This is a genomic window from Sulfitobacter sp. M85, from assembly GCF_029285915.1.
Taxonomy (GTDB): Bacteria; Pseudomonadota; Alphaproteobacteria; order Rhodobacterales; family Rhodobacteraceae; genus Sulfitobacter; species Sulfitobacter faviae.
On the sequence record NZ_JABECQ010000003.1, the window covers coordinates 281,533 to 301,330 of the forward strand.

20 protein-coding genes and 1 tRNA gene are annotated in these 19,798 nt (G+C 62.5%); 17 read left to right on the forward strand and 4 right to left on the reverse strand.

The features are described from left to right. The first annotated feature begins 14 nt into the window (after nucleotides 1–14). Nucleotides 15–944, forward strand: a complete 930-nt coding sequence (locus tag HKX24_RS07580) for an AEC family transporter (RefSeq protein WP_276153906.1) — start codon at nucleotides 15–17, stop codon at nucleotides 942–944. A gap of 40 nt (nucleotides 945–984) precedes the next feature. Here HKX24_RS07580 and HKX24_RS07585 read toward each other — a convergent pair. Then, nucleotides 985–1,068: transfer RNA gene (locus HKX24_RS07585), tRNA-Leu, on the reverse strand. A gap of 134 nt (nucleotides 1,069–1,202) precedes the next feature. Between HKX24_RS07585 and HKX24_RS07590 the strand changes: the two genes are divergently transcribed. Continuing rightward, the gene (locus HKX24_RS07590) at nucleotides 1,203–1,724 is read left to right on the forward strand and encodes a Hint domain-containing protein (RefSeq protein WP_067266333.1); all 522 of its coding nucleotides are present in this window, start codon (nucleotides 1,203–1,205) and stop codon (nucleotides 1,722–1,724) included. On the opposite strand, the gene HKX24_RS07595 is transcribed toward HKX24_RS07590, so the two are convergent. Further along, nucleotides 1,721–2,575 (reverse strand): NAD(P)H-hydrate dehydratase, encoded by an 855-nt coding sequence (locus HKX24_RS07595; protein WP_271691635.1) that lies wholly within the window; start codon nucleotides 2,573–2,575, stop codon nucleotides 1,721–1,723. The genes HKX24_RS07590 and HKX24_RS07595 overlap by 4 nt on opposite strands. Before the next feature lie 211 nt (nucleotides 2,576–2,786). On the opposite strand from HKX24_RS07595, the gene HKX24_RS07600 reads away from it, so the two are divergent. The 11 genes from HKX24_RS07600 (at nucleotide 2,787) to ligD (ending at nucleotide 13,411) form a co-directional block, all read left to right on the forward strand. Continuing rightward, nucleotides 2,787–3,125, forward strand: coding sequence for a P-II family nitrogen regulator (locus HKX24_RS07600; RefSeq protein ID WP_067266338.1), 339 nt, complete (start codon nucleotides 2,787–2,789; stop codon nucleotides 3,123–3,125). A 49-nt stretch (nucleotides 3,126–3,174) separates the two neighbouring features. Next, a complete protein-coding gene (gene glnA, locus HKX24_RS07605; RefSeq protein ID WP_168613076.1) occupies nucleotides 3,175–4,581 on the forward strand; it encodes a type I glutamate--ammonia ligase in 1,407 nt (468 codons plus the stop codon). A 139-nt stretch (nucleotides 4,582–4,720) separates the two neighbouring features. Further along, the gene (locus HKX24_RS07610) at nucleotides 4,721–5,311 is read left to right on the forward strand and encodes an exopolysaccharide biosynthesis protein (RefSeq protein ID WP_271691636.1); all 591 of its coding nucleotides are present in this window, start codon (nucleotides 4,721–4,723) and stop codon (nucleotides 5,309–5,311) included. 83 nt (nucleotides 5,312–5,394) lie between these two features. After that, nucleotides 5,395–5,625 (forward strand): hypothetical protein, encoded by a 231-nt coding sequence (locus HKX24_RS07615; protein WP_271691637.1) that lies wholly within the window; start codon nucleotides 5,395–5,397, stop codon nucleotides 5,623–5,625. A 140-nt stretch (nucleotides 5,626–5,765) separates the two neighbouring features. Then, entirely contained in the window at nucleotides 5,766–6,521 is a 756-nt protein-coding gene (locus HKX24_RS07620; RefSeq protein WP_271693835.1) for a lytic murein transglycosylase, read from the forward strand. A 285-nt stretch (nucleotides 6,522–6,806) separates the two neighbouring features. Continuing rightward, a complete protein-coding gene (locus HKX24_RS07625; RefSeq protein WP_271691638.1) occupies nucleotides 6,807–7,424 on the forward strand; it encodes a hypothetical protein in 618 nt (205 codons plus the stop codon). Next, complete coding sequence (locus HKX24_RS07630) at nucleotides 7,421–7,819, forward strand: phage holin family protein (RefSeq protein WP_067266354.1); 399 nt, start codon at nucleotides 7,421–7,423, stop codon at nucleotides 7,817–7,819. Before HKX24_RS07625 ends, HKX24_RS07630 begins: the two co-directional genes overlap by 4 nt. Then, nucleotides 7,809–9,080, forward strand: coding sequence for a DUF3618 domain-containing protein (locus HKX24_RS07635; protein WP_271691639.1), 1,272 nt, complete (start codon nucleotides 7,809–7,811; stop codon nucleotides 9,078–9,080). Before HKX24_RS07630 ends, HKX24_RS07635 begins: the two co-directional genes overlap by 11 nt. 74 nt (nucleotides 9,081–9,154) lie before the next feature. After that, entirely contained in the window at nucleotides 9,155–10,102 is a 948-nt protein-coding gene (locus tag HKX24_RS07640) for a YihY/virulence factor BrkB family protein (RefSeq protein WP_067266359.1), read from the forward strand. Nucleotides 10,103–10,112: 10 nt separating this feature from the next. Continuing rightward, a complete protein-coding gene (locus HKX24_RS07645; RefSeq protein ID WP_271691640.1) occupies nucleotides 10,113–10,952 on the forward strand; it encodes a Ku protein in 840 nt (279 codons plus the stop codon). After that, entirely contained in the window at nucleotides 10,952–13,411 is a 2,460-nt protein-coding gene (ligD, locus tag HKX24_RS07650) for a DNA ligase D (protein ID WP_271691642.1), read from the forward strand. The genes HKX24_RS07645 and ligD overlap by 1 nt, the downstream gene beginning before the upstream one ends. Nucleotides 13,412–13,449: 38 nt before the next feature. Here the strand turns inward: ligD and HKX24_RS07655 are convergent, their stop codons facing one another. Then, entirely contained in the window at nucleotides 13,450–14,604 is a 1,155-nt protein-coding gene (locus HKX24_RS07655) for an aminotransferase class I/II-fold pyridoxal phosphate-dependent enzyme (protein WP_271691643.1), read from the reverse strand. 168 nt (nucleotides 14,605–14,772) lie between these two features. Here HKX24_RS07655 and HKX24_RS07660 point away from each other — a divergent pair, with 168 nt between their 5' ends. The 4 genes from HKX24_RS07660 to HKX24_RS07675 all read left to right on the forward strand — a co-directional run bounded on the left by HKX24_RS07660 (nucleotide 14,773) and on the right by HKX24_RS07675 (nucleotide 18,883). Beyond that, on the forward strand, nucleotides 14,773–15,984 hold the full coding sequence (locus HKX24_RS07660; protein ID WP_271691645.1) for a bifunctional alpha/beta hydrolase/OsmC family protein: 1,212 nt from the start codon (nucleotides 14,773–14,775) through the stop codon (nucleotides 15,982–15,984). A 315-nt stretch (nucleotides 15,985–16,299) separates the two neighbouring features. Beyond that, the gene (purB, locus tag HKX24_RS07665) at nucleotides 16,300–17,604 is read left to right on the forward strand and encodes an adenylosuccinate lyase (RefSeq protein WP_271691646.1); all 1,305 of its coding nucleotides are present in this window, start codon (nucleotides 16,300–16,302) and stop codon (nucleotides 17,602–17,604) included. Between the two features lie 74 nt (nucleotides 17,605–17,678). Continuing rightward, nucleotides 17,679–17,837: a hypothetical protein gene (locus HKX24_RS07670; protein WP_162931827.1), complete on the forward strand. Its 159-nt coding sequence runs from the start codon at nucleotides 17,679–17,681 to the stop codon at nucleotides 17,835–17,837. A 137-nt stretch (nucleotides 17,838–17,974) separates the two neighbouring features. After that, a complete protein-coding gene (locus HKX24_RS07675; protein WP_271691647.1) occupies nucleotides 17,975–18,883 on the forward strand; it encodes a lysophospholipid acyltransferase family protein in 909 nt (302 codons plus the stop codon). Between the two features lie 9 nt (nucleotides 18,884–18,892). On the opposite strand, the gene HKX24_RS07680 is transcribed toward HKX24_RS07675, so the two are convergent. Next, nucleotides 18,893–19,615 carry a DUF1223 domain-containing protein gene (locus HKX24_RS07680; protein WP_271691649.1) on the reverse strand — a complete coding sequence of 241 codons (723 nt, stop codon included), beginning with the start codon at nucleotides 19,613–19,615 and terminating at the stop codon, nucleotides 18,893–18,895. Between the last annotated feature and the right edge of the window lie 183 nt (nucleotides 19,616–19,798).

Consider the following 19,798-nt stretch of genomic DNA (forward strand, 5'->3'; position numbering starts at 1 on the left):
AAGGCCCCTTTCAAGTGCAAACTCTTTTAGACGTCATTCTGCCGGTCTTTCTGGTCATCGGTTTTGGTTATGTTGCGGTCTGGCGCGGGCTCTTCCCCGTGTCTGGCATCGATGGGGTGATGAAATTCACCCAGAACTTCGCCATCCCCTGCCTTCTGTTCCAAGCCATCGCCCGCATTGACCTGTCGAGCAGCTATGACCCGCGCCTTTTGGGCAGTTTCTATGGCGGCGCGGCGCTTTGCTTTGCGCTTGGCGTCCTTGGCGCGCGGCTCTTGTTCCGCCGCGATTGGGAAGACAGCGTGGCGATCGGATTTTGCTGCCTGTTCTCGAACTCGATTCTGCTGGGCCTGCCGATCACCGAACGCGCTTACGGGCCCGAGGCGCTGGCCGGGAACTATGCGATCCTGTCGTTCCACGCGCCCTTTTGCTACGGTCTGGGCATCACTGTGATGGAATTCGTGCGCAACCGCGGGCAATCTGGCCTGTCGCTGCTGCGCAATGTCAGTCGGGCAATGTTCCGCAACGCATTGGTCATCGCGATCCTAGGGGGCTTTGCCGTCAATCTCAGCGGCCTACCGATCCCCGGCGTGGTGGATGACGCGCTGTCACTGATCGTCCGCGCCGCCCTGCCCGCCGCGCTTTTTGCGCTTGGCGGCGTGCTGCTGCAATACAAGCCCGAGGGCGACATGAAAGCGATCCTCATGGTCTGCGCCATCGCCCTTTTGGTGCACCCCGCGCTGGTCTGGAGCTTTGGCACCATGCTGTCGCTGCCGCAGGCCGGTTTCCGGTCCGGTGTGCTGACGGCGGCGATGGCACCGGGGTTCAACGCCTACATTTTCGCCAATATGTACGGCCGCGCGCGCCGTGTGGCGGCCAGCTCCGTGCTGATCGCGACGGGCAGTTCGATCCTGACAGTATGGCTTTGGCTGACGGTGCTGGGCTGAGCGGGCCACGCCTGCGATATCATTGATTTACCGGGAAAAGTGGTGCGGGTGAAGGGACTCGAACCCCCACGCCATAGGCGCCAGAACCTAAATCTGGTGCGTCTACCAATTCCGCCACACCCGCACTGCACCAACCGGTGCCCGCGCTGATTAGCAAACCCGCGCGGCAGATGCGAGAGCAAAAAAGCACAAGACATTAACCGGATGTTTGCATATGGTTGGTGATACCTGAGGCAGGTACAATAGAAAGAGACGCCCATGAAACCGAATACGGTCGGGTGCGTAGGCGGCAAAGATCGCCATGGGGGGCAGTTTTCCCCTTTCGCTGCGCTGGACACCGGTCTTGTGCAGGGCGCCCTTATTTTGACGCTGGATGGTGAAATCCCGGTTGAGTATCTCTCGGTCGGGGATCGTGTCATTACGCGCGACAGTGGCTTTGCAAAAATCCTTCATATTCAACGCACAACCCGCAGCGTGCGGCGCATCGCGCTGGCAGCGGGATCACTAGGCCACACGCGGCCCGAACGCGACGTCGCGCTCGCCGGGGATCAGATGGTGCTGGTGCGGGATTGGCGCGCGCGGGCGCTTTTCAATTCCGAACGCGCCTTGGTCGCGGCGCGGGCCTTGGTCGACGATGAATTCATCACCGATTTGGGGGAGGAAGAGACGACCCTGATCCAGATATTCTGCGACGGCCCGCATGTGATCTACGCCGATGGGCTGGAGCTTGGCACAGCCGATGCCGCCCGCGCCCGCGGCGCTGTGTTGCACGCGGCCTAAACCCCCAAGTCCCGCAGCACCTGCGGCATCAGATCGGGCAGGTCCTCGGCGATCAGCCCCGGCCCGTGCAGCAGCGCTGCCTCGGCATGTATCCATGCCGCGGTGGAGGCTGCTTCGACCGGGGCGCTCCCCCGCGCGAGCAGCCCGGTGATAAGCCCCGCCAAGACATCGCCCGCCCCAGCGGTGGCCAGCCAAGGGGTTGCACGGTCTTGAGTCGCATGGTGGCGCCGCACCTCCCCCTCGGGCGTGGCGATGATCGTCTCCGGGCCTTTCAACAGGATCACGCAACCGAACCGCGCGGCAGCCTCGCGCGCGGCCTGCGCCTTGGCCCCCTCCTCATCGGCCTTTGCTGCCTCGGCCAGATCTGGGGCGAGCCGGGCGAACTCCCCCATATGCGGGGTCAAAACGCAGCCGTCGTGCAGGGCGTCGCGCAGATCCGCATCTTGCGACAGCAGGGTGATCGCATCGGCGTCCAACACGATATGCAGCGCGGCGAGGGCTGCTTTGACAAGCTCCGCTGCGCGCGCGCCCAATCCCAAGGCTGGCCCCAGGCAGAGCGCGTTGATCCGGCTGTCTTCGAGCGTTTCGGACAATCCCGCGCCATCCGGTATCCGCTGCAGCATGACCGCCGTGAGTTGCATCGCCGCTTCAAGCTGCGCGGCGGGCGGCACGCCCAAGGTCACGGCCCCTGTCCCGATCCGCAGCGCCCCGCGCGCCGCCATACGCGCGGCCCCGGTCTGGCCCGGCCCGCCGGATAGGACGAGCGCATGGCCGTGGTCATATTTATGCCCCGGCTCTTTGCGCAGCAAATCGACGTTCAAGCTCTCGCGGGTGATCTCGGAAATACGCATGCAAAGGGATCTAGCAACTGCCGCCCAAAGGTACAGCCCGGAGCCGATTCACGAATGCTTATTTTTTAGGCGCGTTGCGCAAATTCTCAGCGCCCCTTGGCAAATGCATCCGCCGCGCCATGTTACCCCCTGCCCGGCGCTGGACGTTACGCGGGCGGGATGCTCTGTCGAAACCAGAGCATAAATGCGCGGGAATTGTCAGGGGATTACCATGAAAAAGATCGAAGCCATCATCAAGCCGTTCAAACTCGACGAAGTCAAAGAAGCCCTTCAAGATGTGGGTGTTCAAGGTCTGAGTGTGATTGAAGTGAAAGGCTTCGGCCGCCAGAAAGGCCACACCGAGCTCTATCGCGGTGCGGAGTATGTTGTAGATTTCCTTCCCAAAGTGAAGGTCGAAGTGGTATTGGATGACGATCAGGTCGATGCCGCTATCGAGGCCATCGTCGACGCCGCCAAGACGGAGAAAATCGGTGACGGCAAAATCTTCGTTTCCCCTGTTGAACAAACAATTCGCATCCGTACCGGTGAATCCGGTTCAGACGCACTGTGACAACGGCCCTCGGGCCCAGACTACGAATAGACCATAAAGGACCTACACGATGGATACCCAGGAATTCCTGAGCAAAATCAAAGATGAAGGCATCGAATATGTCGACATCCGCTTTACCGACACCCGCGGCGCCTTGCAGCACGTTACCATCGTGAGCGATCTGGTCGACGAAGACTTCCTCGAAGAAGGCTTCATGTTCGACGGCTCCTCCATCGCAGGTTGGAAAAGCATCGAAGCCTCCGACATGAAGCTGATGCCCGACGTCAGCACCGCCTATGTCGACCCCTTCTATGCCGAAACCACCATTTGCCTGCACTGCTCCATCGTTGAGCCCGACACCGGCGAAAGCTATGAGCGTGACCCCCGCGGCACTGCCGAGAAGGCCGAAGCCTACCTGCGTTCTTCGGGCATCGGCGACAATGCCTACTTCGGCCCCGAGGCTGAGTTCTTCCTCTTTGACAACGTCAAATTCTCTAACGAAGTCAACAAGGTATCCTACGAAGTTGACGCGTCCGACGGTTCGTGGAACACCGACACCGACTATGAAATGGGCAACATGGGCCACCGCCCGGGCCTCAAAGGCGGCTACTTCCCGGTGAACCCGGTGGACGAAGCGCAAGACCTGCGCGCCGAGATGCTCTCGACCATGAAGCGCCTTGGCATGAAGGTCGACAAGCACCACCACGAGGTTGCCTCCTGCCAGCACGAGCTGGGTCTGATCTTTGGTGAGCTGACCAAACAGGCGGATGAAATCCAGAAGTACAAATATGTGATCCACAACGTGGCCCACGCCTATGGCAAATCGGCGACCTTCATGCCGAAGCCGGTCTTTGGCGACAACGGCTCGGGCATGCACGTGAACATGTCGATCTGGAAAGACGGCAAGCCGCTGTTTGCGGGCGACAAATACGCCGACCTCAGCCAAGAAGCGCTGTGGTTCATCGGCGGCATTCTGGCCCACGCCAAATCGCTCAACGCCTTCACCAACCCGACGACCAACAGCTACAAGCGTCTGATCCCGGGTTTCGAAGCGCCCGTTCTGCGCGCCTACTCCGCGCGTAACCGTTCGGGCTGCGTGCGTATCCCGTGGACCGAAAGCCCCAAGGCCAAGCGCGTTGAAGCCCGCTTCCCCGATCCGGCGGCGAACCCCTATCTGGCGTTCTCGGCGCTCTTGATGGCTGGCCTTGACGGCATCAAGAACAAGATCGACCCGGGCGAGGCGATGGACAAGAACCTCTATGATCTGCCCGCGGAAGAGCTGGCGGATATCCCGACAGTGGCCGGTTCGCTGCGCGAGGCGCTGGACGAGCTGTCCAACGACATGGACTATCTGCTGGCCGGTGACGTGTTCACCCGCGACCAGATCGAAGGCTATATCGGGTTGAAGATGGAAGAGGTTCTGAAATTCGAACAGACCCCGCACCCCGTTGAATTCGGCATGTACTACAGCTGCTGATCAGCCACCGGCCCCGCGGGGGCGAGAGAGAAGATCGAAAGGGCGCGGTTCATTCCGCGCCCTTTTGCGTGGCACCCCTCGGAACAGAGCCTGCCCTACCGCGTTGCCTTGGCAGAGCAGCAAAGAAGGAGTGCGCATCATGGCCGATGATTCAACGGCGCTGACGGATGTTGTCGATGAGTTGAAAGACGCCTCCGAGGGGAAAGAGACCGTTGAAGTTGGCCAATTGATCGACGCGCTCGACCAGCGCGGCTATGGCCCCGCCCTTGCCGTGCTGCCGCTGATGGAGCTTACCCCCCTTGGCGGCATCCCCGGCTTTCCCACTGCGCTGGCCATTCTGGTGGGGCTCCTCGCCCTGCGGATGCTGCTGGGGTATGAGCATTTCTGGGCCCCCAACTGGCTGCGCAAGCGCACATTGGATACCGACAAGGTGCTGAAATCCGTCGAATGGCTGCGGCCCGTCTCGCAATGGATCGACGACAAGCTACAGGCCCGGCTGTCGCGCATCGCAGGCGCCACCGGTCAAAAGGTTGCCTGTGTCGTCATCCTTTGCCTGTGCTTTGCCGTCCCCCCGCTTGAGGTTGTGCCCTTCGCCACCTCCGCGCCGATGATCGTGATTTCCATCTTCGGGCTCGCGCTGCTTTATCGCGACGGGCTGCTGATGCTGCTGGGCTTTATCGGGGCCGGGATCGCGGCTTTTGCAGGTGCCTCCTATTTTCTGGGCGGCTGACCGCCCCGCGCCCCACCATCGCCATAAAAGGGCCATAGCACCCAAGCAGTCTTAACCAAGACCCTGCAGAGGAACCGGATAAGATGGCGATTTCCACGACGACATTTAATGAACGGCTGCTGCGCATCGAACAGCGCGCCAAACGCGCCGACAACAAACACCGCCGCGCCAAGCGTAGCCGCAAAGGGCTGATGTTTCTGGTCACAGTCGGCCTGCTATTCGGCGGGGCGAGCTTTGCCCAAGACAGCGCGCCGCAGGTCAACGTCTGGGCGGGCACCGCCATGGAATATATCCGCGCCCTTCTGCCACGGTGAAGGCCAAAGATTTCTCTTTCCTTTGCCTACCTAGTTGAACCGTTTTCCATATGGGCTAACCTTTGCACGACACATAGACGCAGAGGGTCAAACTCATGTTCAAAACACTTTTCACCACCACCGCGGCCATCTGCACCTTCATGGCCGCGCCGACTTTGGCAGCGCAATGCGGCAATACGGCCAATGGCTTTGAGGCATGGAAAGGCGCTTTCGCCCAAGAGGCCCGCGCCGCAGGCGTCGGCCAGCGCGGCTTGGACGCATTGGCAAGCGCGCGCTACGCCAATGGCACCATCGCCGCCGACCGGAATCAGAAATCCTTCAAATACTCCCTGTCCAAGTTCATGCAGGTACGCGGCGCGGATACGATCGTGGCCCAAGGCCGCAAACGTAAAGCCCGCAACGCCGCGCTCTATAACGCGCTTGAGCAGCGCTATGGCGTGCCTGCCGGTGTCCTGCTGGCGATCCACGGGATGGAAACGGGCTTTGGCGGTTTCATGGGCAATAGCGCTGTCGTCTCGGCCATCACCACGCTGGCCTATGACTGCCGCCGCTCCGACTTTTTCGTGCCCCATGCCATCGGCGCACTGAAACTGGTCGACCGTGGCGCCATCACCTCCAACACCAAAGGCGCGAAACATGGTGAGCTGGGCCATACGCAATTCCTGCCCGGTAACGCGCTGCGCTATGGGGTTGACGGCAATGGCGACGGTCGGGTCGATTTCTACAATCAGGTCGACGCGTTGGCCTCTACCGCCAATTTCCTGCGCCAGAAAGGCTGGCAGCCGGGGGCGGGCTATCAAGAGGGTCAGCCGAACTTCCGCGTTATTCAGGCGTGGAACGCGGCGGGGGTTTATCAAAAGGCCATCGCCATCATGGCCAGCCGCATCGACGGCTAACAGCCCACTTAAACTATGTTAAGCGGCGGCGCGTCCCAATCGGGGCGCGCCGCTTGCGTTTGTGGGCTCGGCGGGCTTCTGCGCCTGTTTAATTCCTATAGGCCAAAGGGTTCCCAGCATTCTTTTGCCCCGGCGGGGGAACCGCCCGCGGCGTCAGTCGTTGGACTGTAGATAAGATAACTGCTGCAGACGAATGGAGGGACCCATGCACGGAATTTTCTACCTCATCGGCCTGATCGTGGTCGTTCTCGCGATCCTGAATCTCGTATTTTAAAGGAGGTTACCATGCCCGACAACAACACCACACAGACCCAAAGCGCCGCTGCCAAAGAGCAGGCGACCGCTGCAAAAGACAAAGCTGCCGCCGCCGCGAGCAACGCCGCTGAATCCGCCAAGGCGCAGGCCCGCGACGTGGCCGACACCGTATCCGCCGAAGCGACCAACTATGCCTACCAAGCGCGCGACACCGCCGCTGACGAGGTCAAAGGCGTGGCCTCTGCCCTGCGCACTGCAGCTGATGAGCTGCGCAGCGGCTCCCCGCAGGAGCGCAGCTTTAGCCAGCTGGCCGACGGCCTTGCCGATGTCTCTGACAGCATGCGCGACAAGGACTTGGGCGAAATGATGGGCGACCTGAACGGTTTCGCCAAGCGCAACCCGATGGTCTTCCTCGGTGGCGCTGCCCTTTTGGGCTTCGTGGCCACCCGTTTTGCCAAAGCGTCCAGCGACCGGCCCCAAGGCGGCTATGGCGGCACCGGCGTCGAATATGACGACGACGACCGCATCGACCGCCCGATGACCGGCACGGCGCCCACTGGTGCCGCAAGCACGGTGCCCGGCCGCACTGCCGCCCAGCCGACAACTCAGCCTGCCGCGCCCAACGTCGTTACAGGAGATAAAGTATGACCACCGAAAGCAATAAATCCGCCGGGAGCCTGCTGACCGAAGCCCTCTCCCACGTCAGTTCGCTGATGCGCAAAGAGGTCGATCTGGCCCGCGCCGAAGTGAATGAGAACCTGAAACATGCGGGCGTGGCCATTGGCCTGATCGTCGGCGCCGTGGTTGTGGCCCTCACCGCCCTGAACGTGCTGAGCGCCGCCCTCGTGGCCGCTCTGACCGAAGCTGGCATCGCCGCCGGTTGGTCCGCCGTGATCGTGGGCGTTCTTCTGGCCATCGTCGCCTATGTGATGATCCAGAAAGGCACCAATGATCTGAAGCTCAGCAGCCTTGCGCCGAGCCGCACCGCCAAAAACGTCAAGCGTGACGCAGAGACCATGAAGGAGGTCTACGATGACAAATGACTCCAGAAACCCCGAAGAAATTGAACGCGAAATCGAGCGGGAGCGTGCCGGTCTGGCCGATACGCTGGACGATCTGCAAGACCGCTTTTCGGTCGAAGGTATCGCGCGTCAGTTCTCTGACCAGTTCCGCGAGCATGGCGGCGACTGGGGTCGCTCCATCTCTGACGCGGCCAAGCGCAACCCGGTCGCATTGGCGCTGACAGGTGCGGGCCTTGCGTGGATGATGTTCGGCAGCGGCAACAACCGTGACCGCCGGGGCTACGAAGGTCTGGACCGCGACCGCGCACATCCCGTGCCGGTGCCGGTAACCAATACCGAAAACCGCCCCGCCGTGCGCGATGCGCGTCGTTCCTCTGCCCCCGAAAGCGCCTATGCCACCAGCTATGGCTCCGAACGCGGCGCTGCCGACGATGTGCCTGCTTGGGCCCGTGACGTGCATCACGACGATGATGATGGCCGCGGCTTCGGCGATCGTGCCCGCTCTGCCGCAGGCAGCGTGAAAGGGGCCGCAGGCTCCGCCGCGAGCGGTGTATCCGGTGCCGCAGGCTCTGCCGCCGGTAGCGTCAAGGGCGCTGCAAGCTCGGCTGCCGGGCGTGCCCGCTCCGCCGGTTCCTCGGTCGCCAGCGGCGCCCGCTATGCCCGTGACCGCGCCTCCTATGGCACCCGTTCCGCCGTGGACAGCATCCGCAGCACCGCCAGCGGCGCCGCCCACAGCGTACGCGACAGCGCGAATGCCGCCAATGAGCGTGCCCATGCCCTGCGGGACCGTCTGTCGGAAGGCACTGAAAACATGACCGCCGAAGCGCGTGAGCGTATCGTGATGGCCCGTGCTCGCGCCGTGGATGCGTGGAACGCCAGCGGCCGCTATGCCCGTCAGGGCGGTGAACGCGCCTCGGACATGTTCGAAGAGCATCCGATGGTCGCCGGTGCGCTGGCCCTCGCAGTGGGAGCCGCAATCGGCGCCGCCCTGCCCCGCAGCCGCACCGAAGACGCCTATATGGGCGAGCACAGCGATGCGCTCTTTAACGAAGCCGAGCGTATTTACGCGGAAGAGCGTGACAAGCTGGGCAAGGTCGCCAAAGCCGCGACGGATGAGGCAGGCAAGGTCTTGAAAGAGACCAAAGACAATGCCGATGCCGCCGCCGACGAAGAGACCGCCGCCGATGCCGCCGTGAAAAAGGCAAAGGAAAGCGGTCAGCGCGTCGCGGACGCCGCTAAAAGCGAAGCCGACAAGCAAAAGCTCGGCGACGTGAAGAGCTAAGCCAAGCCACGCCCGCTCCCGGCCTCGGGGGCGGGCATATTTTACGATACGAATTAAACGTCAAAGGACCAGATATGGCGCGCGGACGGAAAGCGGAAACGCCGATGGAGATACCGGCCCCCGGATGGAAAGACATCCTGTTGCGGGTCAAGGATGAGATCGCCGCCGATCATGTGTCGCTTGTCGCCGCTGGTGTCGCCTTTTACGCGCTGCTGGCGATTTTCCCTGCCGTGACCGCTCTGATGGCCCTCGCCGGATTGGTGATGGAGCCCGCACAGGTCACCGCGCAGCTTGAATCCCTAACCAACCTCATTCCCGAAGAAGCCGCCAATATCATCCTCGGCCAAGCCGTCGCCGTGACCGGGTCGGAAGAAACCGGTCTGGGCTGGGCCTTCTTGATCGGTCTGGCCCTCGCGCTCTACTCCGCGTCCAAGGGCGTGGGCAGTCTGATGGAAGGTTTAAACGTCGCCTATGACGAGGATGAGACCCGCGGTTTCGTCTCCAAACTGATCTGGACACTTGGCCTCACCCTCATGTTGATCGGCGTGCTGCTCTTGGGCCTTGCGGCCACGTTGGCTGTGCCCGCTGTGGTCGCCTTTCTCGCCCTACCCGATTGGGTCGAGACGCTGCTCACCTATGGCAGCTGGGTGCTGCTTGCCGCACTTACCGCGCTCGCGCTGGCCGTGCTCTACCGCTACGGCCCTGCCCGTGACGATGCGGAGTGGAAATGGCTCACCCCCGGCTCCATCATCGCCTGCATCTTGTGGATCGTCGCCTCCATCGGGTTTTCGATCTACGTCAGCAACTTCGGCAGCTACAACGAAAGTTTCGGCAGCATGGCCGGGGCGATCATCCTGCTGATGTGGCTTTGGATCTCGGCCTTCATCGTGCTTCTGGGGGCTGAGTTCAATTCCGAGATGGAGGCCCAGACCCGTAAGGACAGCACCACCGGCCCCGATGAGCCAATGGGCCAACGCGACGCGGTCAAGGCCGATAAGCTGGGCCGCGCGAAGGGCAAATAGGAGAGTTCTCATGGCACCGCGCGCACTTTGGAAAGGTCAACTTCGCCTCTCGCTGGTGTCGATCCCGGTCGAGATATTCTCGGCCACCAAGACCAGTTCCAGAGTCTCCTTCCGGCAAATTCACAAACCCTCGGGCAAGCGGGTCCGCTATGAGAAATCCGTGCCCGGCATCGGCCCGGTCAAGGCCGAAGATATCGTCAAAGGCTATGAGGTCGGCAGCGACGAATATATCCTGCTCGACCCTGATGAGGTGGATGAGATCAAGCTAGAGACGAAAAAGACCTTTGAGCTGGTGCAATTCGTCGATGCCTGCGAAATCTCTCCGCTCTATTTCGACAAACCCTATTACATCACCGCTTCCGACGATCTGGCCCAAGACGCCTACCGCGTGGTGCGCGATGCGCTGCGCCAATCCGGCAAGGTTGGTTTGGGGCAGGTCACCATGCGCGGCAAGGAATATCTGGCCTGCGTCAAACCCTGCGGCGACGGGCTGTTGATGGAGACGCTGCACTATGCCGATGAGCTGCGCGAGGCGGATCAGATTTTCACCGATATCGGGGACGACAAGACCGACAAGGAATTGCTCGATGTCGCGACTTCGCTCATCGACAAGAAAACCGCGCCTTTCGACGCCTCCGCCTATACCGACAAATACGCCGAAGCGATGCAAAAGCTGTTGGATGCGAAGGTGAAAAATAAGAAGACCCCGCGCGTGCAGACCGGGGATGACAGCCCCTCCGAGGGCGAGAATGTGATCGACCTCATGGGCGCGCTGAAAGAGAGCCTGAAAGAAGCAGGCGGCGGGAAATCCAGCGCCAAGAAAAAGGCGCCGCGTAAGAAGGCCTCGTGATGGCCAAATCCCCAGACAGGCTGGCCAGCTACAACGCCAAACGCGATTTCGAGGCAACCGCCGAACCCCGTGGTCAGATAGGCAGTGGCGCGGGGCAAAGTTTCGTCGTCCAGAAACACGACGCCACCCGACTGCACTATGACTTTCGCCTTGAATGGGAGGGGGTGCTGCTGAGTTGGGCTGTCACCAAAGGCCCCTCCCCCGACCCGTCGGAAAAACGTCTTGCCGTGCGGACGGAGGACCATCCGCTTGACTATGGCGGCTTTGAGGGGACGATCCCCAAGGGGCAATATGGCGGCGGTACGGTCATGCTTTGGGACCGGGGCACATGGATGCCGCAGGGCGATGTGGCAAAGGGGCTGGAAGACGGCAAGCTCAAGTTCACGCTGCAAGGCCAGCACATGCAGGGCGGTTGGACGCTGGTGCGGATGCGGGGCCGGGAAAAACGCGAAAATTGGCTGCTGATCAAAGAGCGCGACGACTATGCCCGCGACCTGCCCGATGGGCTGACCAAGGGCACCGCCCGGTCGATCACCACGGGCCGCACCATGGCCGAGATCGCCAAAGACGCCCCCGCCAAAAAGGTCGCCGACCCGCGCCCCAAGCGCAAAGGCAAGAACCCCGCTTTCGTCAAACCCCAGCTTGCCACCCTTGTTGCCGACGCGCCCGAGGGCGACGGTTGGATGCATGAGACGAAGTTCGACGGCTACCGCTGTCTGGTGTCCCTGGGCAAGGGCGGCACGCGGCTTTTCACCCGCTCCGGCAAGGATTGGACCGATAAGTTCGGCGCGCTTGGAGCCGCCTTCGATCCGCTGCCCTGCGACCGGGCGCTGTTGGACGGAGAGGTCATGGCGGCCAAGATCAACGGCTCGGCCTTCTCTTCGCTGCAAAAGGCGCTGAAAGAGGGGCATCCGCTGGTCTTTTACGCCTTCGATCTGCTGTCACTCGACGGTGAGGATTTCCGCGACGCGCCGCAGATGGACCGCCGTGCGCGTCTGGCGCAGTTGCTATCCGGCGTGCCCGCAGGCGGGCCGCTGCGGCTGAGCGAGCATGTCATCGGCCATGGTCCCGAAGTCTTCGACCGCGCCTGCAAAGCCGGAGCTGAGGGGATCATCTCCAAACGCGTTGACGCGGCCTATTCCGGCAGGCGCAGCAAAAGCTGGCTCAAAATTAAATGCACCCGGCGGCAGGAATTCGTCATCATTGGCTATTCCCCCTCCGACAAAAAGGGCCGCGCCTTTGCCTCGCTCCTGCTGGGCAGCCATGAGGACGGCGAATTGCGCTACAAGGGCCGCGTCGGCACAGGGTTTTCCGAGGCGGTGATGGCCGACCTCGCCCGCGCCATGACCGCCCGCAAGACCCCGCCCGCAAGCGATGTGCCAACGGAGGTGGCGCGCGATGCCAAATGGGTCCGCGCCGATCTGGTGGCCGAGGTCGATTTTGCCGAGTTTACCGACGATGGCGTGATCCGGCACGGAAGCTTTCTGAGCCTGCGCGAGGATAAGGACGCGGGCAGCGTGACCTTGGAGGAACCGCAAGAGGAGCCTAAAATGGATAGCGACAGTAAGATCGGCGGCGTGCAGATCAGCAATGCCGACCGCAGAGTCTTCCCCGATGCGGGCTGCACCAAAGGTGATGTGGCACGGCATTACGAACGTGTCGGGGAGCGGATGATCGACCTCATAGGCCACCGTCCGCTGTCGCTTTTTCGCTGCCCTTCGGGGATTGATGGGCAATGTTTCTTTCAAAAACACGACAGCGGCGGGATGCCCGACGCGCTGTCACGCGTCTCGATCGAGGAAAGCGATGGCGACGCGGCGGATTACCTCTATGCCACGCGCCCCGAAAGCTTGATCGCGGCGGCGCAGATGGGCAGTCTGGAATATCACATCTGGGGCGCGCGGGTGGATCGGCTGGACCGCCCCGACAGGCTGGTCTTTGACCTCGACCCCGATGAAGGGCTGGATTGGGCCGATGTCCGAGCGGCAGCGTTTGAGCTGCGCGATGCGCTGGCGGCCCTCGGCCTGCAATCGGGGGCCATCGTCACCGGCGGCAAGGGCGTGCATGTCTGGCTGGCCCTGCGCCGCACGCGCGGTTGGGAGACGGTCAAGCTTTTCGCCAAGACCTTTGCCCATGTCATGGCGGCGCAGGACCCCGACCGCTATGTCGCGACCATGTCCAAGGCCAAGCGCAAGGGCCGGATTTTCATCGACTGGCTGCGCAATGAACGCGGTGCCACGGCCATCGCGCCCTATTCCCTGCGCGCGCGCACCGGTGCGCCGGTCGCCGTGCCGGTGACATGGGAGGAACTGGAAAACCTCGACAGCGCCAACGGGTTTCGCATGAGCGATATCGCCGCGCGGCTGGATCGGCCCTGCCCCGCGCTGGCGGTGCAAGACGATCTGCAATCGCTGACCGATGGGGTGATCGACAAGTTGCAGGAATGGTCTGAAACGTGAGGCAAGATTGGCCGCGAGGGTGCGCGGCCAATTTCGTTTTACTGCCCGAGCGCTTGGCCCAGATCGGCACCAAGATCTTCGACATCCTCGATCCCGACCGACAGGCGCAACAGCCCCTCAGGGATTCCGGTATGCGGCTCGATCGTGTGGCGATGCTCGACAAGGCTTTCCACCCCGCCAAGCGAGGTCGCGCGGTGGAACAGCTGCAACCGCCCCGCCGCTTTCAACGCCGCCTCGGCCCCGCCTTTGGCGACAAAGGACAACAGCCCGCCGTAGCCCCCGTGCATCTGCTGCGCGGCCAGCGCATGGCCGGGGTGGTCCGGCAGGCCGGGGTACATCACCTGTTCCACCTGCGGATGATCCGACAGAAACTCGGCCAATGTCATGGCATTGCGGGACATCTCGCGCATCCTGAGCGGGAGGGTCCGCATCCCACGCGCCAATAGCCACGCCTCCATCGGGCCAATCACCGCGCCCGCCTCATTGCGGTCATCGCGGATCATCTGCCAGCGCGGCGTCTCGGCGTCTTTGGTGGCGAGCGATCCGGCCAGAACATCGGAATGGCCGTTGATCCCCTTGGTTGCCGAATGCATCACGATATCCGCGCCATGCTCCAACGGGTGGCTCAGCACGGGCGAGGCCGCGGTGCTGTCGACCACCAGCGTCGCGCCCACCTCATGCGCGGCGGCAGCGGCCCCGGCGATATCGGTGATCCGCAACCATGGGTTCGACGGCGTCTCGATCAGGCAGAGGTCAGGCTTTTCGGCGCGGCATAGCGCGGCAAAGGCATCAAGGTCGCTTGCGTCCACCTCATGCAGCGCGATCTGCCGCCGGGCGCAGAAATCGCGGATCCATTTCGTCGTGCCCCAGTAAATCTGGCTCTGCACCACCACGCTCGCGCCATTGGGCACGGTGCGGAACACCGCCGCGATGGCCGCCATGCCCGAGGGGAAGATCAGCGTCTCGTCGGCCCCTTCGAGCGCGTTCAGGATACGCTCCGCCACACGGGTGTTTTCATTGTGCGAGCGCAGATAGACGTTGTCAGGATTGACCAGATCGTAATTCTCGTCCCGCAGATAGGTGGTGGCGAATTGCACCGGCGGCACCACCCCGCCTGACGCGGGATCGACGGCGCCCGCGGCTTGGGCCGCGATGGTGGCAGGGTGCAGGTTCGGTTTGGGGGGCTGGGCCAAGATATGTCTCCGACAGGGGTTTTGCACAAGTCGTATACAAAGCAACAACCGGGGGCAAATGCGATCACGCGCAGTGCTTTCGCGTCACGCTTGGGTGAGCGCGCGGCCCCGGCCCTTGATCCGCCCGCTAGAGATGTCACCTTTACCTCAAGCAAATTGGAGAGCCTCATGGCCATCGAACGCATCACCTTTCCCGGCCCGGGCGGCACGGAACTCTCCGCACGGTTGGACATGCCGGAGGGGCCGCATCTGGCGACCGCGCTTTTCGCGCATTGTTTCACCTGCGGCAAAGACATCCCCGCCGCGCGGCGCATCGCGGGCCGTTTGGCGGCGATGGGGATTGCGGTGCTGCGCTTTGACTTCACCGGGCTAGGCCATTCAGAGGGCGATTTCGAGGAAACTTCGTTCTCGTCCAACGTCGATGATCTGCTCGCCGCTTGCCGCTATCTGTCGGGCCGTGACATGGCCCCCGCCCTTTTGATCGGCCATTCACTGGGCGGCGCGGCGGTTCTGAAAGCCGCAGCCCAGCTGCCTCATGTCAGCGCTGTTGCCACGCTCGGCGCGCCTTTCGATCCGGCCCATGTGACCCATAACTTTGCCGAGAGCCTGCCCGAGATTTCTGCCAATGGCAGTGCCGAGGTCAATCTCGGTGGGCGGCCCTTCACCATCAGTCAGGGGTTCATCGACGATCTGCAGGGAGCCACGCTCGCCCCCGATATCGCTGGGCTGAAAGCCGCGCTGCTGGTGATGCATGCGCCGCGCGATGAGATCGTCAGCATCGACAACGCCGGACAGATTTTCATGGCCGCGAAACACCCCAAAAGCTTTGTCACCCTCGACGATGCCGACCACCTGATCACCCGCCCGCGCGACGCCGAATATGCGGCAGAGATCATCGCCACATGGGCGGATCGCTACATGTCGTTGAAATCCCCCGCCCCGCCGCCCGGCGCGCCGGAAGGCATCGTGCGCGTGACCGAAGCGGATGCCGATGGGTTCTTGCAAGACGTGAACGCAGGCCCGCATCACCACGCACTGGCGGATGAGCCTCGGGCCTATGGCGGCACCAACCGCGGCATGTCGCCCTATGGGTTTTTGTCTGCCGGATTGGGGGCTTGCACCTCGATGACCATCCGCATGTATGCCCGGCGCAAGGGCTGGCCGCTCGACGGCGTGAGCGTGGATGTCTGCCACGACAAGGTGCACGCGCAGGACGCATGCACAGGCGCGGCAGAGAAGATCGACACTTGGCGGCGGCGTATCCGGCTGGAGGGGGATTTGACAGAGGAACAGCGCCAGCGGTTGTTGGAGATCGCGGACAAGTGTCCGGTGCATCGGACGTTGGAACGGAGTTCTACGGTGGTGACCGAATTGCTTTAGCTACAACAGGTTTACCATCCCGGCCCGGAATCAAGCCGCAGGCGCCGGGCCATCGTCTGCCCGCCCGTCACGCCAAAGGCGTGCCGATATACACTGGCGCACCTTTGGTGCGACCGGGTAGGCGATTTGGTGAGGCTGGGCGTAACCTCGCGAGCGCACATCATGGTTGAGCCATAAAGTGGCACCGACCTACGTATGACCGCCGACCCGCGGGCAGGCGATGGCCCTCGTCACCCTCCCCCCTCAGACTTGTCCTTAACCCCAAGTCAGTCTATGCCGCCCTTGACCCATCCCCTGTCCTAAAAAGGTGCGCGCATGATCCCCCGCTACTCCCGTCCCGATATGGTTGCCGTTTGGTCGCCGGAAACGAAATTCCGCATCTGGTTCGAGATCGAGGCCCATGCCTGCGACGCCATGGCCGATCTGGGCACCATCCCGCGCGAAAACGCCGAAGCCGTCTGGAAAGCCAAGGACGTCGAATTCGACGTGGCCCGCATCGACGAAATCGAAGCCGTGACCAAACATGACGTCATCGCCTTCCTGACGCATCTGGCCGAACATGTCGGCAGCGATGAGGCGCGTTTCGTGCATCAGGGGATGACCTCCTCCGACGTGCTCGACACCTGTTTCAACGTGCAACTGACCCGTGCCGCCGACCTGCTGCTCGACGGTATGGACAAGCTGCTTGCCGCGCTGAAGAAACGCGCGCTTGAGCATAAAGACACCGTGCGCGTGGGCCGCAGCCACGGCATCCACGCAGAACCCACCACTATGGGCCTCACCTTTGCCCGTTTCTATGCCGAGATGGACCGCAACCGCGCCCGCCTCGTCGCCGCGCGTGAGGAGATTGCCACCGGTGCGATCTCGGGCGCTGTCGGCACTTTCGCCAATATCGACCCGCAGGTCGAAGAGCACGTCTGTGAGAAATTGGGCCTCAACCCCGAGCCGATCTCGACCCAAGTCATCCCGCGCGACCGTCATGCGATGTTCTTTGCCACGCTCGGCGTCATCGCCAGCAGCATTGAAAACGTCGCGATCGAGATTCGCCACATGCAGCGTACCGAGGTGCTGGAGGGGGCGGAATTCTTCTCCATGGGGCAAAAAGGCTCCTCGGCCATGCCGCATAAGAAGAACCCGGTGTTGACCGAGAACCTGACCGGTCTGGCCCGCCTCGTGCGCATGTCGGTGATCCCGGCGATGGAAAACGTGGCGCTTTGGCACGAGCGCGACATCTCGCATTCCTCTGTCGAGCGTGGCATTGGCCCCGATGCCACCGTGACGCTGGACTTCGCCCTGCACCGTCTGGCGGGCGTCGTCGACAAAATGCTGATCTTCCCCGACAACATGCTGGAGAACATGAACAAATTCCCCGGCCTCGTGATGAGCCAGCGGGTGCTTCTGGCCCTGACCCAAGCGGGCGTGAGCCGCGAAGATGCCTATTCCATGGTGCAGCGCAACGCGCTGAAGGTCTGGGAAGAACGGCTCGATTTCCGCGAGCTGCTGCTGGCCGATGAAGAGGTCGTCGCCGCCCTCGGCGAAGATGGCATTAATGAGAAATTCGACATGGGCTACCACACCAAACATGTCGACACGATCTTCAAACGCGTCTTCGGCGCGTAAGGCGATCATCCTATTGCTTTGAGATTGGCGCGGGTGGGTGTACCCTATCCGCGCCTGTCAAAGGAGCAAACGACATGAAACTCGCACTGACACTCGGCGCCCTCATGGCGCTCACGGCCCCCTCCCTCGCCCTTGCTTCGGGCTGCGTCCATGACAAACAGGTCATGACCTGTGCGGAGGGTATGAAACTCGACATCAGCAGCGGCACCTGCGTGCCGGACGCCACCGCCTGAGCTTTCCACCGGCGGCAAAGTAAATGCCCCCTGCCCGGGCATCTGACGGCTGACCCCGGCCTATGCTGCTCGGCATGGCTTGTTGCGCGCGTCGGCGCAGGCTATGTCAGGAAAAGTTTAACAGCCTGTCAGAGCCCATGTCGGACCCAGCCACCAAAGCCAAAAAGCCTTATCCCTTCGGTCGCCGGGCCCGGCATTACCTAAGCAACCTGCTGATCGTCGGCATCATCCGCACGGCTTTGGCCCTGCCCTATAAGACGCGGGTCGGCTTTGTCGGCGGATTGGTGCAGCATATTCTGGCCCCGCTCGCGGGCTACCGCCGCCGGGCGCTGGACAATCTTGAGCATGTCTGGCCCGAGATGCCGCTTGCCCGTCGTGAGGAAATTGCCACCCGCTGCCTCAACAATCTCGGGCGGTCTTTTATCGAGAATTATTCCGCCGAGGACTTTCCCAAACGCATGGCCGAGATCGCCCCACAGGGGCCGGGCATGGCCGCGCTGGAAGAGGCCAACCGCACGGGCCAGCCGGTGATCCTCGTGACCGGGCATTACGGCAATTACGAAGCGGCGCGGGCCTCCCTCGTGGCGCGGGGCTATGATATCGGCGGGCTCTACCGCAAGATGAAGAACCCCTATTTCAACGCGCATTACGTCAAGACGCTCGAAGCTTTCGGCGGGCCGGTGTTCCCCCAAGGGCGGCGCGGCACGGCGGGCTTCGTGCGGCATCTGAAACAGGGCGGTCGGCTGGTGCTGCTGTTCGACCAACATGTCATCCGCGCGCCGATCCTCGACTTTATCGGCAAGCCTGCCCGCACCGCCATCTCGGCGGCGGAATTGGCGCTGCGCTATGACGCGTTGCTGATCCCCTTTTACGGCATTCGTCAGGACGATGGCGTCAGCTTTGACGTGGTGCTCGAAGCGCCGGTGCCGCATAGCGATCCGATGACCATGACGCAGGCGCTGAACGACAGTCTGACCGCGCAGGTCACCAAGACGCCGGAACAGTGGTTCTGGGTGCACCGCCGCTGGCGGCCCCACGAAACCTAACGGCGCGCCTTACTTGGCTCGCGCGGCGGCAAGGATCGCCCCTGGGCCGCCCTGCTCTTTGCGCTGAACGATGACCACGACGGGCAGATCGCCCTCAGCATCGGCACGCAGTGACAGCGGCGCGGCCCCGTCCCACTCCGTCAAGACCTGCCAGCCCTGCACCACATTGCTGTGCTCCATGACATGGCCCGCGTTTTCACCCCGGGTGACCTTGGTCCGCTCCATCGGGGAGTAGCGCAGCATGTGGACCTGCATCGGCCCCACGCCTTTGGCCAAAGGTTCTGCCGTGATCTCAACCGCTGCACCTGACCGCGCGACCGTCAGCGCCACCGTCAGCGCCACCTGCGGCGCGGCCTCTGCGTGACGTTCGACCGCGTCCATCAGTTTCATCGGTTTCGCGCCGACGATATCGGTCTGCCCCTGCACGATCAGCTCAGGCGTATAAACGCTGCGCCGCCCGCCGACAGCGGCATAGCCGCGCTGACGCTCGGCATGGGCCGGATCGCCAAAGGGATCCTCCCAGCCGATGTAATCCCAGTAATCCACATGCAGCGCGAGCGCGATGATATCCTCCCGCTCGGCCAATTCGGCGAGCATCGCATCGGCATCGGGGCAAGAGGAACAGCCCTGAGAGGTAAAGAGTTCGACCACCACAGGCTGCTCCTGCTGAGCCTGCAAGGGCTCGGCCAGCAGCGAAAATGCGGCAAGGACGGGAAAAATCAGGGGCTTCATAAAATTCCAGACGGATCAATATCGCGGTGATGGGTTTGGTCTAACGGCTGGGAGGGTAAAATACCAATCAACCTTTGTTGAAACGGCCGTTAGCGCCCACAGCCTGAAATGCGCAAGATGCCCCCTTCAAATTCGGTACACAATGGTATACAAAATCGCGCGAAACCGCCTGATAACAGTTGA